Source organism: Rhizobium sp. LjRoot254 (assembly GCF_964254105.1).
Lineage (GTDB): Bacteria > Pseudomonadota > Alphaproteobacteria > Rhizobiales > Rhizobiaceae > Rhizobium_E.
Map to the genome: position 1 here is coordinate 5,302,476 of NZ_CAXUSM020000001.1, position 14,574 is coordinate 5,317,049.

The 14,574-nt window shown below is 61.6% G+C and carries 15 protein-coding genes; 9 read left to right on the plus strand and 6 right to left on the minus strand.

The window, feature by feature from the left end; translation table 11 throughout:
• Positions 1 to 10: 10 nt before the first annotated feature.
• The 4 genes from mtaB to ACSQ26_RS26235 all read right to left on the minus strand — a co-directional run bounded on the left by mtaB (position 11) and on the right by ACSQ26_RS26235 (position 4,320).
• Positions 11 to 1,285 carry a tRNA (N(6)-L-threonylcarbamoyladenosine(37)-C(2))-methylthiotransferase MtaB gene (gene mtaB, locus ACSQ26_RS26220; protein WP_436014153.1) on the minus strand — a complete coding sequence of 425 codons (1,275 nt, stop codon included), beginning with the start codon at positions 1,283 to 1,285 and terminating at the stop codon, positions 11 to 13.
• Positions 1,282 to 2,172 carry a diaminopimelate epimerase gene (dapF, locus tag ACSQ26_RS26225; RefSeq protein ID WP_436014155.1) on the minus strand — a complete coding sequence of 297 codons (891 nt, stop codon included), beginning with the start codon at positions 2,170 to 2,172 and terminating at the stop codon, positions 1,282 to 1,284. Before dapF ends, mtaB begins: the two co-directional genes overlap by 4 nt.
• Positions 2,173 to 2,309: 137 nt before the next feature.
• On the minus strand, positions 2,310 to 3,155 hold the full coding sequence (locus ACSQ26_RS26230; protein ID WP_436014157.1) for a hypothetical protein: 846 nt from the start codon (positions 3,153 to 3,155) through the stop codon (positions 2,310 to 2,312).
• A gap of 151 nt (positions 3,156 to 3,306) precedes the next feature.
• Positions 3,307 to 4,320: an MBL fold metallo-hydrolase gene (locus ACSQ26_RS26235; protein ID WP_436014159.1), complete on the minus strand. Its 1,014-nt coding sequence runs from the start codon at positions 4,318 to 4,320 to the stop codon at positions 3,307 to 3,309.
• A 137-nt stretch (positions 4,321 to 4,457) separates the two neighbouring features.
• Here ACSQ26_RS26235 and ACSQ26_RS26240 point away from each other — a divergent pair, with 137 nt between their 5' ends.
• The 8 genes from ACSQ26_RS26240 (at position 4,458) to trmD (ending at position 11,208) form a co-directional block, all read left to right on the plus strand.
• A complete protein-coding gene (locus ACSQ26_RS26240; RefSeq protein ID WP_436014161.1) occupies positions 4,458 to 5,228 on the plus strand; it encodes a hypothetical protein in 771 nt (256 codons plus the stop codon).
• A gap of 92 nt (positions 5,229 to 5,320) precedes the next feature.
• A complete protein-coding gene (locus ACSQ26_RS26245; RefSeq protein WP_436014163.1) occupies positions 5,321 to 6,094 on the plus strand; it encodes a hypothetical protein in 774 nt (257 codons plus the stop codon).
• A 313-nt stretch (positions 6,095 to 6,407) separates the two neighbouring features.
• The gene (locus ACSQ26_RS26250; protein WP_258158947.1) at positions 6,408 to 7,109 is read left to right on the plus strand and encodes a Crp/Fnr family transcriptional regulator; all 702 of its coding nucleotides are present in this window, start codon (positions 6,408 to 6,410) and stop codon (positions 7,107 to 7,109) included.
• 267 nt (positions 7,110 to 7,376) lie between these two features.
• Positions 7,377 to 8,948, plus strand: a complete 1,572-nt coding sequence (gene ffh, locus ACSQ26_RS26255; protein WP_436014165.1) for a signal recognition particle protein — start codon at positions 7,377 to 7,379, stop codon at positions 8,946 to 8,948.
• A gap of 14 nt (positions 8,949 to 8,962) precedes the next feature.
• Entirely contained in the window at positions 8,963 to 9,286 is a 324-nt protein-coding gene (locus ACSQ26_RS26260; RefSeq protein ID WP_436014167.1) for a chorismate mutase, read from the plus strand.
• A gap of 55 nt (positions 9,287 to 9,341) precedes the next feature.
• Entirely contained in the window at positions 9,342 to 9,701 is a 360-nt protein-coding gene (gene rpsP / locus ACSQ26_RS26265) for a 30S ribosomal protein S16 (protein WP_436014169.1), read from the plus strand.
• A gap of 248 nt (positions 9,702 to 9,949) precedes the next feature.
• Positions 9,950 to 10,522 (plus strand): ribosome maturation factor RimM, encoded by a 573-nt coding sequence (rimM, locus tag ACSQ26_RS26270; protein WP_436014171.1) that lies wholly within the window; start codon positions 9,950 to 9,952, stop codon positions 10,520 to 10,522.
• Positions 10,522 to 11,208, plus strand: a complete 687-nt coding sequence (gene trmD / locus ACSQ26_RS26275) for a tRNA (guanosine(37)-N1)-methyltransferase TrmD (protein WP_436014173.1) — start codon at positions 10,522 to 10,524, stop codon at positions 11,206 to 11,208. The genes rimM and trmD overlap by 1 nt, the downstream gene beginning before the upstream one ends.
• Here trmD and ACSQ26_RS26280 read toward each other — a convergent pair.
• Entirely contained in the window at positions 11,190 to 11,936 is a 747-nt protein-coding gene (locus ACSQ26_RS26280) for a sulfite exporter TauE/SafE family protein (protein ID WP_436014175.1), read from the minus strand. The genes trmD and ACSQ26_RS26280 overlap by 19 nt on opposite strands.
• 253 nt (positions 11,937 to 12,189) lie before the next feature.
• Entirely contained in the window at positions 12,190 to 13,641 is a 1,452-nt protein-coding gene (locus ACSQ26_RS26285; protein ID WP_436014177.1) for an NCS1 family nucleobase:cation symporter-1, read from the minus strand.
• Positions 13,642 to 13,969: 328 nt separating this feature from the next.
• Between ACSQ26_RS26285 and rplS the strand changes: the two genes are divergently transcribed.
• Positions 13,970 to 14,560, plus strand: a complete 591-nt coding sequence (rplS, locus tag ACSQ26_RS26290) for a 50S ribosomal protein L19 (RefSeq protein WP_436014179.1) — start codon at positions 13,970 to 13,972, stop codon at positions 14,558 to 14,560.
• The last annotated feature ends 14 nt before the right edge of the window (positions 14,561 to 14,574 follow it).

Below are 14,574 nucleotides of genomic sequence, written 5' to 3' on the forward strand. Positions count from 1 at the left end.
TATTTGGTTCTCAGGCGGCTGCGTGCCGCAGCTCCTCGGCAATCAGATGCTTGCCGTTATGCCCCGCGATCCTCACATTCGCCAGCGTGCGTGGCGCCAACCCCAGCCCATCGACAACAGTGAAATTCTCGGTATGCGCCATGCCGGTATTCTCGACCAGCATGCGCTGCACCGTCCCCACCATCCCAGCGAGATGCGCAAGATGCAGCTTTTCGCCGGCCTCGCGCAGCCGCGCCGCCCGTGCCTTCACCAACCCGCGATCGAGTTGCGGCATTCGTGCAGCGGGCGTGCCCTGGCGCGGCGAGAAGGGAAACACATGCAGCCTGGCGATGTCGCATTCCTCGGCCAGACGCAGCGAATTCTCGAACATCTCGTCGGTCTCGGTCGGGAACCCGGCGATGATGTCGGCGCCGAAACTCATCTCCGGCCGCAGCGATCGGGCTCGCTCCACAAACTCGATCGCGTCTTCACGGCTATGCCGCCGCTTCATCCGCTTGAGGATCATGTTGTCGCCGTGCTGCAGCGACAGATGCAGATGCGGCATGAAACGCGGCTCGTCGGCGATAAGATCCCAGAGATGGTCGTCCGCCTCGACACTGTCGATCGAGGACAATCTTAGCCGGCTAATCTCCGGCACATGCTTGAGGATCGACTTGGCAAGCTGGCCGAGCGACGGCGTGCCCGGCAGGTCGACGCCGTAACTCGTGGCATCGACGCCGGTCAGCACGATCTCGGAATAGCCATTTTCGACCAGCATGCGTGCCTGGTCCACCACCGCGCCCATCGGCACCGAGCGCGAATTGCCGCGGCCATAGGGAATGATGCAGAAGGTGCAGCGATGGTCGCAGCCGTTCTGTACCTGTATGAAGGCGCGCACGTGCCCGTCGATCAGCTTCACCATCTGCGGCGCGGTCGCCGTCACGCTCATGATGTCGTTGACGCGGAGCTTTTCGCTGGCGGCAATGCCGAAATCCGGCAGGCTGCGATAGCTCGCCGCCTTCAGCTTCTCCTCGTTGCCGAGCACCGCATCGACCTCGGGCATTTCGGCGAAGGCGGCACCTTCGGTCTGGGCGGCGCAGCCGGTGACGATGATGCGGCTTTCGGGATTTTCCCGGCGGGCGCGGCGGATCGCCTGCCGCGCCTGGCGCACGGCTTCTGCGGTGACGGCACAGGTGTTGAAGACCAGCGCATTGTTCAGCCCGGCCCGGCCGGCCTCCGCCTTGATGATTTCGGATTCGTAGGTGTTGAGCCGGCAGCCGAAGGTGATGACGTCGACGCCGCTCACTGCGCTCGCGCCTCTTGGCGTTCCCTGACATAGGCGCCCGTCGCGGGATCGAGTTGTCCCGACCATTCCCATTCGGCCGGGCCGGTCATGACGACGTGATCGTCCTCGCACCAGTCGATGAACAGCGGGCCACCGCTCGGCATGTTGACCTTGACCTGCCTGCCGGTGCGGCGCGTGCGGGCTGCAGACACCGCGGCGGCACAGGCAGCCGAACCGCAGGCCAACGTCAGCCCGGCGCCGCGTTCCCAGGTCCTGAGGTCGAGTTCGCTTTCCGAACGAATGCGGGCGACCGAGATATTGGCGCGCTCAGGAAAGATCGGATGGTTTTCGAGCAGCGGGCCGATGCGATCGAGATCGTAGTCCCAGACATCCTTGTCGACCCAGAAGATCGCATGCGGGTTGCCCATCGACATTGCCGAGGGCGAATGCAGGATCGGATTGTCGATCGGTCCGATCTGCAATTCGATGCGGCGGGTATCGGCGAATTCCTCGGCGAGCGGAATCTTGTTCCAGGCAAATTCGGGCTTGCCCATGTCGACCGAGATCGAACCGTCGTCATGCTCCTCGGCATTGAGAATGCCGGCAACGGTCTGGAAGGTGAAGGCGCGGCGCCCGGTCTCGGCGGCAAGCGCCTGCACCACGCAGCGCGTGCCATTGCCGCAGGCCTGCGCGAAGCTGCCATCGGAATTGAGGATGTCGATCCAGGCATCGGTGCCCTCAGCCTTGGGATCGTAGACCGCCATGATCTGGTCGAAATGGGTCTCGGGGTTGGATGCGAGCGCGATGGCCGCATCGGGCGTGACCTTGTCGCGACGGCCGCGCATGTCGACGACCAGGATCTTGTTGCCAAGCCCGTTCATCTTCGCGAATTGCGCATCCATCGTCATGCGGTGATCAGTCCTTTGAGATTTCCGCTGTATATGGGCCAAATGCGGTGAAATTGCCAGTCCCGTTTATAGGAACCCGCCCTCAATTAAGATCGGGGCGGGCAAGTGCAGGATAGTCCGCCAAAGACTGCTGGGCGTCAGCGGCCCGACGTTTTTGCGCAAGGGTCGCCGCGCAGTCCGGTGCTCTTGAGAGGATCCCTGAGTGAGCAGGCCGCTGCAAAAAGAGACGAAAAATTCTCCCTATCTCGCAATGCCTTGGAGACGAATTCCGCGATTGCCCTACCTTCGCGGTCGCTCCGTTGCTTGCTGGTTTCGCGAGCGGTTCCGAAAGCTGTCCAAACGGCAACCAGATGTTCATCGAGCAAAAGCGCCGCAGTGCAGAACGTTGTAGTCGATGAAGGCTTCTTGTCGCAGACAAGAGAAGGCTTACCCCTTTCCAAGTGCATCTGACCAAGTTGGTCGGATTTGCGCTCGAAGTTCACGGTGAAATGGCTTTTAAATGCATCGAACCTTCCGGCATCCACAAGATAAAATGAGCCAGGCAAAGCCCGCTCCAAAGGCGCCCAGGGGTCGTCACATAGCGACTTGGACCACTGCCGGCTTAAACGTGCACAGAGCCCGATCTTGCCGGGTCGAAAGTCATCCCACCCGTAGGTGCCGATCCCGATTTCCAGCTTGTCGAGAACCGGCGCCGTTTCTGCATGGTCTGCAAGTTTGCGAAATTCTTCCAGGCGTTCCTTCGCGCGTTTGCGATCTCCCTGCTTGTCGAAGGAAAATGTCTGCTTCTGACCCACGAAATCGCTCAACGCGACGTAAGGAGCGGTCAAGGCAACGCCACCGACGATGACGTGGGCGTCGGTCGCAAGAAACTCGATTTCGGCATCGGTATAGGGGGGTGGCCGCTCTGGCGAGCATGCAGATAACCCCATGGCGAGCGCGGCGAACGCGCCAAGCCTGATTTGATGCTGGAGGCTGTGCTTCATGCAAACGTGATACGAGTAAAGGGTTGCGCAACAGTTTCAAGACTCGCTTGTATTGATAATATCGACGTCAAAAGAATGGCATTCAGATCTGGATAGATTGGGGCGCGGTCTTTCCCGACCGTACATTCCGAGCGCCCCAACTCCTCGAACACTAGTTCCCCGGAACATCCACCGCTTCCCCCGGCCGCAACGCCCGGAACCGCTCCGCCTCAATCCCTGTATTCCCAAGCGCCTCGGCCAACGCCTTTACCGGCTCCTCCACCGCCTCATTCGTCAGCTGAAACGTCCCCCAATGGTGCCCCACGGCAAACCCGACATTGGCGAGCCGCATCCCCTCCACCGCCTCTTCCGGGTTCTGATGCTGGCCCTTCATGAACCAGCGCGGCTCATAGGCTCCAACAGGCAATATGCCGAGCCGGAAGCCGCCATGTTTCTCCGCCGCCGCGCGATAGTTGATGCCGTCGTGAAAGCCGGTGTCGCCGATATGATAGATCTTGCTGTCAGGCGTCTCGATCACGAAGGCGGCCCACAGCGCCATGCGGCGGTCGCTTGAACCCCGCGCCGACCAGTGATGGCAGGGCTCGGTATGGATGATCACGCCATCGCGGAATTCCGTCCGGTCGCCCCAGTCCGTCACCGTGATATCGGCATCCAGCACCGCGGGGCGGATGATCGCGTCGTTGCCCAGCGGCGTGATGACGGGCGCCCTGAATCGTGCCTGCAGCATCCTGAGCGAGGCGAGGTCGAGATGGTCGTAGTGATTGTGGGTGACCAGGATCAAGTCGATGGGCGGCAGGTCGATAAAGGCCACGCCCGGCGGATTGTGCCGCCTCGGCCCGATAAACGAGAACGGGCTGGTGCGCTCCGAGAACACCGGATCTGTCAGGATATTGAGCCCCGCCGTCTGGATCAGCAGGCTCGCATGGCCGATCATCGTCACCCGCAGCCCCGCGCCCTCTATCCTCTCGACCGGCCTGTTGCCGGCAAAAGCGCTCGGAAAGCTCTTCGGCCAGAGCGCCGGCTTCTCGCCGCCCCATTTCCATTTGATGAGATCGCTGAGCGTGCCGGGGCCAACCCCGCCAGGATTGAAGAATCGGGCGCCGTTGAAATGGTCCGATTTCGGTCCCTGGTAATAGGGATTGGCCGGCTTGCTCGACTTCGCCATGTGGTTTTCCGGTTGCTGTCCCATGGACATAGCGCGGCCGGCGGCCTTTGCAAGGGCCGGTGAATTGCGCCCGGGCTCAAGCGGTGCTAGGCCAGCCGGCAAAGAATTTGCGCCGGCACCACCCAAGCGGAACTCAGATGATAGAGTACAAGAACTTCATTTACCTCGACGTCTACAAGACCGGCAGCACGCATATCAATTTCCTGCTCAAGAAGATCTCGACCGAAAAGCCGGTGCGGGTGAAGCGCCATGCGCCGCTCACCAAGGGCCGGCCGTTTACGTGGAAGGGTGGCAAGCTGGTGTTTGCCACGGTCCGCAATCCGTGGGACTGGTACGTCTCGATGTGGGCCTATGGGCACACGGTCGAGAACCCGCTCTATGAGCATATCAAGCAGGGCTTCGGGCAGGAAAAACTCAACGAACTCTATGAGATGGACAATCCGAAAGTCGCCTTCCCGAAGTGGCTGAAGTCCATGCACGACCCGGCGTTTCTCGCCCAGGCGCTGAAGGGCCATCGCCTGCCGACGTCAGGTCTTATGGGTTTCATGGGCTTCTACACCTACCGCTTCATGCGGGTGACGATGCCCTATCCGGAAATCTTCCTGCGCAAGCCCTTCATCAATTCGCTGGACGGCGCCGTGGCCGCGCAGCGCAAATGGGCCATGTATGATGTGCTGATGAAATCCGAGACGCTCGACCAGGAATTCGCCGACTTTGCAGCGAAGAACGGCGAGCAGCTCGGCTTTACCGATCGCGCCGTCGATATCATCAACAAGCAGGCCGACAAGCACAAGAACGTCTCCAAGCGCACGCTCGAGACCTATCGCGATTACTACACCGATGAACTGCGCGATCTCGTTGCCAAGCGCGATCGCTTCTTCATCGATTTGTTCGGCTACACATTCTGAGCCCTTGCCCGCCCCAAATTGACCATCCGCCCTTTCCGGCATAAAGAGCCGCCCGACAGCAAGCAGCCCTTCGCGATACGGACTATCCGCCCATGATCGAATACGAGAAGTTCATCTATCTGGACGTCTACAAGACGGGCAGCACCTATGTCGCGGCACTCCTGAGAAAGCTGATGGCGGACAAGCCGGTCCGCGTCACGCGGCATGCGCCGGTCACCAAGGGCCGTCCGTTCTTCTGGAAGCAGGGCAAGTACGCCTTCGCCACCGTCCGCAATCCGTGGGACTGGTATGTCTCGATGTGGGCCTATTCGATCAAGCAGCCCAATGTCCTGTTCTTCCGCGATGTCCGCAAGGTGCTCGGCCCCGAGAAGGCCAAGAAGCTGTTCGACAACGAGAACCCCAAGGAAAGCTTCGCCACCTGGCTCAGGGCGCTTAGCGACCCGAAATTCCTCAACGAGGTGATGGTCGGCCATCCCTATTCCAAGACGTCGCTTAACAAATTCCTCGGCTTCTATTCCTACCGCTTCATGCGGGTCACCACGCCGCATCCGGTGCTCGCCATGGGCTGGTGGAACATCCGCAACATGGACCAGGCGATCAAGCACCAGAAGCGCTGGGCGCTCTATGACAAAGTGTTCAAGTCGGAGACGCTGACCGAGGATTTCTCCAATTTCGTACTGGAGAATCGCGAGAGGTTCGGCATGAAGCCGAATGCGGAAAAAATCCTCAAGAAGAACGCGCCGACACCGAAGAACACATCGAACCGCACGCTCTCGACCTATCGCGATTATTATACCGACGAGCTCCGCGAACTGGTCGCCACGCGCGATCGGCTGGTGATCGAACTGTTCGGCTACGAGTTCTAGAGCCGCTTCCATTTCAATGCAGGAGGCTCTAAATTCCTGCCGCCTGAATCACAAGACCCCCGGGATTGGGGATCCCGAGGGTCTTGCGTCTGGTCTGGAACGTCATGCCGGCTGGAGGTCCGGTTGTTTTGCTCCAGTTGAGCGTGGTGTTTGTGTCTGCGGGTTCATTCTTTGCATCATTTCGCCCCTCGCGCTGTTACATTTGCTACACCTTGGGAATCGCTGATCGGCAAACCTGACTCGGTATCGGCTTGTTGCCAGCGACCGGAATGCCGTAGTGTAAGTCACGAGCGGGACAATTCGGTGGGGGACCATGTCGGAAATCAACAAGAGCCTGGCATTCTGGCGGTCGTTCCCGATCTTCGAGGATCTCCCCAAGGAACTGATCGCCGAGGCCGCCGAACTGGCGCAGTTTCGCCGCTGGCGCGCGGGCGCCGTCATCTTCCAGCGCGGCGATGAAGGCAATTACATGATCCTGCTCACCAAGGGCCGGATCAAGGTCTCGCTGTTCACCATGCAGGGCAAGGAACTGTCGCTGCGCCATTTCGAGCCCGGTTCGCTTGTCGGCGAGATGTCGGTGCTCGATGGAGAGCCGCGATCGGCCGATGCCGTGTCGCTGATCGCTAGCGAGGGATATGTGCTGGGCAAGCAGGAATTCCGGGCCTTCATGATGCGCAATCCCGAAGCCGCCGACGCCGTCGTGAGTTTCCTCTGCCAGCGGTTGCGCGAGACGAACCAGCAACTCGAGACGATCGCGCTCTATAATCTCGACGCCCGCGTTGCGCGCTTTCTTCTCGCGGCGCTGCGCCAGGTCCATGGCGACGACCTGCCGGAAGAAGCGCGTCTGGAACTCGTGCTGAGCCAGGTCGAGTTCGGCGCCATCCTCGGCGCGTCGCGGCCGCGGATCAACCGGGCGATCCTGGAACTCGAGGAAGCCGGTGCCATCAAGCGCCACGGCAATATAATCGACTGCAGGATCCCGCGTCTGCTCAAATTCGCCGATCCGGTGGATTGAACCGGAGGGGCTCCACGAATTGCGTCGCAGCCGACGAATTTCTCGCTCCGCCTTGACTTTCCCACCCCTTTGCGGTTAAAGCCCGCCCATCTGCCCGTCCGATATATGTGACAGCAGCCGACCGGGACGTCGCAAAACCATGATCCCGGAGGTCAACACCCGACAGCGCGTTGCGCCCTCGGGTGCTTTTCGGCTTTGTCTCTTGTTTCGAATTGGCCCGATACCGATGTTCCGGAAAACTGATTTCCGGACAGAAGGATTGAATGGATGTTTGAGAGCCTTCAGGAACGCCTAGGCGCGATATTGAACGGATTGACCGGGCGCGGCGCGCTGTCGGAGGCGGATGTCTCTGCGGCGCTGCGCGAAATTCGCCGTGCGCTGCTCGAAGCCGACGTGGCGCTCGAAGTCGTCCGCTCCTTCACCGATCGTGTCCGCGAGAAGGCGGTCGGCGCGGAGATCGTGAAATCGATCAAGCCCGGCCAGATGGTCGTCAAGATCGTCCATGACGAGCTTGTCGAGATGCTCGGTTCGGAAAGCTCGACCGTCGATCTCAATGCGCCGGCTCCCGTCGTCATCATGATGGTCGGCCTGCAGGGCTCGGGCAAGACCACCACGTCGGGCAAGATCGCGCTCCGGCTGACCACCCGCGACCGCAAGAAGGTCCTGATGGCCTCGCTCGACACGCGCCGTCCTGCCGCGCAGGAGCAGCTTCGCCAGTTGGGTGTCCAGACGGGCGTCGATACGCTCCCGATCATACAAGGCCAGTCGCCGGTCGATATCGCGGCGCGCGCCGTGCAGGCGGCAAAGCTCGGCGGCCATGATGTCGTGATCCTCGACACTGCCGGCCGTACCCATATTGACGAACCGCTGATGATCGAGATGGCGGAGATCAAGCGGAAGTCCAATCCGCATGAAATCCTGCTGGTCGCCGATGCGCTGACCGGCCAGGACGCTGTCAACCTCGCCCGCAATTTCGACGAGCGCGTCGGCATTACCGGCCTCGTGCTGACCCGCATGGATGGCGATGGTCGTGGCGGTGCAGCGCTCTCGATGCGCGCCGTCACCGGCAAACCGGTCAAGCTGATCGGATCCGGCGAAAAGATGACGGAACTCGAGGAGTTCCATCCCCGCCGCATCGCCGACCGCATTCTCGGCATGGGCGACATCGTTTCGCTTGTCGAGAAGGCCGCCGAAACCATCGACGCCGAAAAAGCGGCGGCCATGGCCCAGAAAATGGCCAAGGGCAAGTTCGACCTCGGCGACCTCGCCGAACAGCTCAAGCAGATGCAGAACATGGGCGGCATGGGCGGCATCATGGGCATGATGCCCGGCATGTCGGGCATGAAGGACAAGCTGGCCGGCGCCGGCTTCGACGACAAGGCGATCAAGCGCCAGATCGCCATCATCTCCTCGATGACCAAGGCCGAGCGCGCCAATCCCGATATCCTCAAGCATTCACGCAAGAAGCGCATCGCCGCCGGCTCCGGCACCGATGCCGCCGAAATCAACAAGGTGCTCAAGATGCACCGTGGCATGGCCGACATGATGAAGGCGATGGGCGGCGGCAAGGGCGGCGGCATGATGAAACAGATGATGGGCGGCCTTGCCAACAAGATGGGCCTGGGCGGTCTTGGCGGCGGTATGGGTGGAATGGGCGGCATGCCCGATCTCTCCAAGATGGATCCGAAGCAGCTCGAAGCGCTCGCCAAGCAGGCCGAAGCCAGCGGCTTCAGGCCGGGCGGCGGAATGCCCGGTCTCGGTGGCGGGCTGCCGGGTCTCGGCGGTCCGAAGCTTCCCGGCCTCGGCGGCGGCTTCCCCGGCCTTCCCAGGAAGAAGTGAGGACCAAGGATTTCATGACCGATCCTGAAATCAAGAACCAGCTCAACGGCTATCGCCAGTCCATCGACAATATCGATGCGGCGCTGGTCCACATGCTCGCCGAGCGCTTCCGCTGCACCAAGGCAGTCGGCGTTCTCAAGGCGACGCACAATTTGCCGCCGGCCGATCCGGCGCGCGAGGAATACCAGATCAATCGTCTCCGGCAGCTTGCCAGGGATGCCGATCTGGATCCTGATTTTGCCGAGAAGTTCCTGAACTTCATCATCACGGAAGTGATCCGGCATCATGAGGCGATCGCCGCCGATATCGGTGGCGCACACGAGAATACCGCCGCCTGAGGGCAGCGGCCGAAATACCAGATCAACAGACAAATACAGACCTAAGGAGAATACAATGTCCCTGAAAATTCGTCTCGCCCGTGGCGGTTCCAAGAAGCGTCCTTACTACACCGTCGTCGTTGCCGACGCCCGCTCGCCGCGCGATGGCCGCTTCATCGAGAAGCTCGGCTCGTGGAACCCGATGCTCGGCAAGGACGACGCCAACCGCGTCGTGATCAACGGCGAGCGCATCCAGCATTGGATCGACAACGGCGCCCAGCCGACCGACCGCGTTCTGCGCTTCATGGACGAAGCCGGCCTTGCCAAGCGCGAAGCCCGCTCCAACCCGGAAAAGGCAAAGCCCGGCAAGAAGGCTGAAGAGCGCGCCAAGGAAAAGGCCGCCAAGGTTGAAGAAGCAGCCGCTGCTGCTGAATAATCCTGTTGTCTGAACGGCAACGGACCGTCGCGTAATATGCGACGTCATCCTCGGGCTTGTCCCGAGGATCTGGAACAGCCACCGAGGATGCGCGGTCAATGGCATACTCCACTCTCACCAGATCCTCGGCACAAGGCCGAGGATGACGGCGGAGATTGATGCAGCCCTCGCAGGTCCACAATGCGAGGGCTTTTCCTTTTAGCCCGCCAGACGGTAAAAAGGCATTCTGCCAACCGAGAGAGCAAGAAATGTCCAACGGCCCTAAAACTCCCGGCACACTCGTCCTGATGGCCACGATCGGCGGGGCGCAGGGTCTGCGCGGCGAAGTGCGCGTCAAATCCTATACCGGCGATCCGATGGCAATCGGCGAATATGGCACGCTCTACAATGTCGAGGGCTCGCCCTTCGAAGTGCTCGATATCCGCCCGCACAAGAACATGGCCGTCATCCGCTTCCGGGGCGTCAATGACCGCAATGCCGCCGAGGCGCTCAACGGCACCGATCTCTATGTCGATCGCGATGCGCTCGACGACGAGGAGCTCGACGAGGACGAATTCTTCTATGCCGATCTCGAAGGGCTCGAAGTGCTGGATGCCGAAGGCAACAACTGGGGCACGATATCGGCGATCTTCGATTTCGGCGCCGGCGACATTCTCGAACTGACCAAGAAGGGCAGCCGCTCCCAGCTCATTCCCTTCACCGAAGCCGCGGTGCTGGAGATCGATTTCGAAGGCGGCTCGATCCTGATCGATCCCATCGCGGCGGGCCTGATCACCGAAGATGATCCTGATGACGACAATCCGGACAGGGGCAAGGGTTGATGCCGTTCCATGCCACGGTGCTGACGCTCTACCCCGAGATGTTTCCGGGCTTTCTCGGCGAATCGCTCTCCGGTAAGGCACTGGCGCGTGGCGATTGGCAGCTCGACACGGTGCAGATTCGCGACTTCGCCACCTCGAAGCATCGCAATGTTGATGACACGCCGGCGGGTGGTGGCGCCGGGATGGTGCTGCGCGCTGACGTACTAGGCGCCGCGATCGATTCCGTGGGCACCGACGAACGTCCACGCCTGCTGATGAGCCCGCGCGGACGACCACTCGATCAGGCGCGGGTGCGCGAACTCGCCGCCAGCAACGGCGTCGTCATCGTCTGCGGCCGCTTCGAGGGCGTCGACCAACGGGTGATCGATTCGCGTGGTCTCGAAGAGGTTTCGATCGGCGACTATATCCTCTCCGGCGGCGAACCGGCGGCCCAGATCCTGCTCGACGCCATCGTCCGCATCCTGCCCGGCGTCATGGGCAATCCGGAATCCGGCACGCATGAGAGCTTCGAGAACGGCCTGCTCGAACATCCGCACTACACACGGCCACAGATCTTCGAAGGCATGGAAATCCCCGGCGTGCTCACCTCGGGCAACCACGCCGCAATCGAGAAATGGCGCCATGAAGAGGCGGTGAAGCTCACCTCCGAGCGGCGGCCGGACTTACTTCACCCCGTCACGAAATAGTAGACGGACAGCCCCAGCCCCGCAGCCACCACAATCCAGCGCAGCACTGTCTGCGGCACCCGTTTGGCGACCGCGATGCCGGTATAGCCACCGAGCGCGCAACCGGGCACCATGACGGCGGCGTGATACCAGGCCACTGCGCCGGCGGTCGCGAAGACGACGATCGCCACCGCTGCGATGACGATGGCGAGGAAATTCTTCAGCGCATTGAGCCGATGATAATCGCCGCCGGTGGCGATCCCCAGCGATGCCAGCATCATGATGCCCATGCCGGCGCCGAAGAAGCCGCCATAGAAGGAGGTCGCCGCCTGGGTGACGATGCCGAGCGTGTTGGCGGCATGGCGCTCACCCGTATTCTTCGGCTTCAGCCACGGTCCTGCCGCGAAGACCACCGTTGCGGCCAGCAGCAGCCACGGCACCATGGCCTTGAATGTGTTGTCCGACAGCCAGACCAGATAGAGCGCGCCTCCGGCCGAACCGACGATCGAGAACAGCCCGAGGATCAGCGCCTCCTTCCAGATCTTCGAGAGATCCTTGAAATAAGCGAGCGTCGAGGTGATGTAGCCGGGGAACTGCACGATCGACGACGTCGCATTCGCCGAGATCGGCGGCACGCCGGCCAGCGTCAGCACGCCGAAGGTCAGGAACGTGCCGCCGCCGGCAATGGCATTGACCGCGCCGGAGAAGAAGGCGGCGACGAACATCAGGGCGATCATGGCAGAAGTCATATGGCGGGTTCCGGCAGGCGATGCCCCTGCATAGACGGCAATGGGTGCGGGCTGCAAGCCTAGACACGCACTCCCGCTTCTCCACTTGGGGAGAAGGTGGCGCGAATGCGCCGGATGAGGGGTTCTCGATCGCAGAGCGAGTGGTGGGGGAACCCCTCATCGCCTCGCTGCGCTCGGCACTTCTCCCCAAGGGGAGAAGAGGGAGTGCGTGGCGCCGGCAGCGGATGAACCACTTCCGGCGCCACCAGCTATCTCACGCCCGCGCCACGCTCGGACGCCGCGCGCTCATCCGCAACACGTAATAGACCAGGCCGCCGATCGCCACGCCGAAGAACCAGCCATAGGTCCCCCACCACGAGGGCAGGATGGTCGTGAAGGTCGGAAGGATCGACGAGAACAGCGCGCCGATGACGAAGGCGATGAAGGCGTTTGCGTGCCAGCCGCCCTGGAAGCGGAACTCGCCGTCCTCCTTGTAGAGCGCATTGACATCCAGCACGCCCCGGCGGATCAGGTAATAGTCCACCATCATCACGCCGAAGATCGGACCCATGGTCGAGCCGATGAAGTTGACGAACTGCGCAGCACCCGTCTCCCACGGCGCGAAGGGGTAGAGGATCAGCGCAATGATCGCCGCGATATAGCCGCCCCGCTTGAAGCTGATATGCTTCGGGAAGACATTCGAGAAATCGAAGGCCGGCGAGACGAAATTCGCCACGACATTGATGCCGAGCGTCGCCACCGCGAAGGTGAGCGCGGCCAGCAGCGCCAGGAACCAGCTGTCGAACTTGGCCGAGATCTGGTCGGGATGCAGCAGCACTTCGCCGTAGACGGTGAATGCCGCCGTCGTGGTCACGCCCGCCACCAGGCAGAAGGCGAGCAGGTTGATCGGCAGGCCCCAGAGATTGCCTTTCCTCAGCGCCTTCTCGTCCTTCGCATAGCGAGAGAAATCGCAGAAGTTCAGGTAGAGCGCCGCGAAATAGGTGATCCAGGTCGCCGCCACCGCCGCCAGTGCCGCGAACGATCCCGGCTCGCCCGGCACGCCGGCGTCCTTGGTCTTCTCAAGCAGCACGTCGCGCGGGATTTCGGCTCCGAAGGAGAAGGTTCCGGATTTCACGACGAGGTAGATGGCGAGGATCAACATCATGACCCACACCGCCGGTCCGGCCCAATCCTGGAACTTGCGCACCGTCTCCATGCCGCGCTGGATGATCAGCAATTGCAACGCCCAGACCACGACGAAGCAGATGAACTCAAGCGTCGAATGGCCGAGGAAATGGCTGGTCTGGTGAAATTCGAGCATGCCGGGACTGCGGACGAGCAGCGCCACGATCGCACCCGAAGCCGCGGCTGTCTGCGCGCCGTACCAGAAGCAGGCGACGATGGCACGCACGATTGCCGGTACGTTCGCCCCGAACGTGCCGAAGGAAGCGCGCGCCAAAACCGGGAAGGGTACGCCGGTCCTGACGCCGGCGTTGCCGACCAGGCTCATCAGCACGAAGATGACCAGCGAGCCCACCCCGATGGCAATGACGAAATTGATGAACGAGCCGCAGAGCAGGAACAGGCTCGCGGCGAGATAATAGCCCCAGAGCGAATGGACATCCGATGTCCAGACGTTGAAAATGCTGAAAGCGCCCCACTTCCGCTCTTCAGCCGGTGCGAGGTCTTCGTTATAGAGATTTGGTGACGGATTCTCGACTGCCATGATAACCCCCCAGTCGTTGCCCCGGATCAATATCGATCCGCCGTCCAATCTGCGCCCGGCGGGCGCATATGACAATTGTGTAGTGATACTGTTCACAGCCTAAATTCTGGGCAAAGGCCGGAAACCGTCGGCCTTGCGGCCATATTTTTGACTGGAGGGGGTGACAGTGCGGGAAAACTCGTGTATTTGCGCGCCCGGAATGGGATTTTCCCGACCAACCAGCAAACGAATGACAGACGCATTCGCCCGGCCTTCCAAGGCAGTACCCGAGGCATGACCAACGGTATTCTACGGCGCTCTGGCTGTTGAACCACAAATGAGGTTGTCAATGAACATCATCCAGCAGCTGGAAGCCGAACAGGCCGCCAAGATTGCCGCCAAGCGCACGCTTCCCGATTTCTCCCCCGGCGACACCGTCAAGGTCAATGTCCGCGTCGTCGAAGGCTCGCGCACCCGCGTGCAGGCCTATGAAGGCGTCTGCATCGCCCGCTCCGGCGCCGGCCTGAACGAAAGCTTCACCGTCCGCAAGATCTCCTATGGCGAAGGTGTCGAGCGCGTATTCCCGGTCTATTCTCCGCTGGTCGAAGGCGTCGAGATCGTCCGCCGCGGCAAGGTCCGTCGCGCCAAGCTCTACTACCTGCGCGACCTTCGCGGCAAAAAGGCACGCATCTTCGAAAACACCAATGTCCGCGCCCGCAAGCTGAACGACACCGAGCGCCAGGCCATGCTGGCCGAGAAGGCCCGTCTCGAAGCCGAGAAGGTTGCTGCCGCACAGGCTCTGGCCGCTGAAAAGGCCGCCCAGGAAGCCGCAGCAGCAGCCGAGAAGGTCGCTGCCGAAAAGGCTGCCGCCGCCGAAGCCGCTGCTGCCGAGGCCGCCGCTGCGGAAGCTGCTTCCGCTGAAGCCAAGACCGAAGAATAAGACTTCCCCTCTTT

Coding starts and splice junctions, on each gene's coding strand:
- ACSQ26_RS26235 (WP_436014159.1), bottom strand. CDS start 4,320: ATGGCGAAGTCGAGCAAGCCGGCCAATCCCTATTACCAGGGACCGAAA.
- ACSQ26_RS26230 (WP_436014157.1), bottom strand. CDS start 3,155: ATGAAGCACAGCCTCCAGCATCAAATCAGGCTTGGCGCGTTCGCCGCG.
- ACSQ26_RS26250 (WP_258158947.1), top strand. CDS start 6,408: ATGTCGGAAATCAACAAGAGCCTGGCATTCTGGCGGTCGTTCCCGATC.
- ffh (WP_436014165.1), top strand. CDS start 7,377: ATGTTTGAGAGCCTTCAGGAACGCCTAGGCGCGATATTGAACGGATTG.
- ACSQ26_RS26260 (WP_436014167.1), top strand. CDS start 8,963: ATGACCGATCCTGAAATCAAGAACCAGCTCAACGGCTATCGCCAGTCC.
- dapF (WP_436014155.1), bottom strand. CDS start 2,172: ATGACGATGGATGCGCAATTCGCGAAGATGAACGGGCTTGGCAACAAG.
- rimM (WP_436014171.1), top strand. CDS start 9,950: ATGTCCAACGGCCCTAAAACTCCCGGCACACTCGTCCTGATGGCCACG.
- ACSQ26_RS26280 (WP_436014175.1), bottom strand. CDS start 11,936: ATGACTTCTGCCATGATCGCCCTGATGTTCGTCGCCGCCTTCTTCTCC.
- rplS (WP_436014179.1), top strand. CDS start 13,970: ATGAACATCATCCAGCAGCTGGAAGCCGAACAGGCCGCCAAGATTGCC.
- ACSQ26_RS26285 (WP_436014177.1), bottom strand. CDS start 13,641: ATGGCAGTCGAGAATCCGTCACCAAATCTCTATAACGAAGACCTCGCA.
- ACSQ26_RS26240 (WP_436014161.1), top strand. CDS start 4,458: ATGATAGAGTACAAGAACTTCATTTACCTCGACGTCTACAAGACCGGC.
- ACSQ26_RS26245 (WP_436014163.1), top strand. CDS start 5,321: ATGATCGAATACGAGAAGTTCATCTATCTGGACGTCTACAAGACGGGC.
- trmD (WP_436014173.1), top strand. CDS start 10,522: ATGCCGTTCCATGCCACGGTGCTGACGCTCTACCCCGAGATGTTTCCG.
- rpsP (WP_436014169.1), top strand. CDS start 9,342: ATGTCCCTGAAAATTCGTCTCGCCCGTGGCGGTTCCAAGAAGCGTCCT.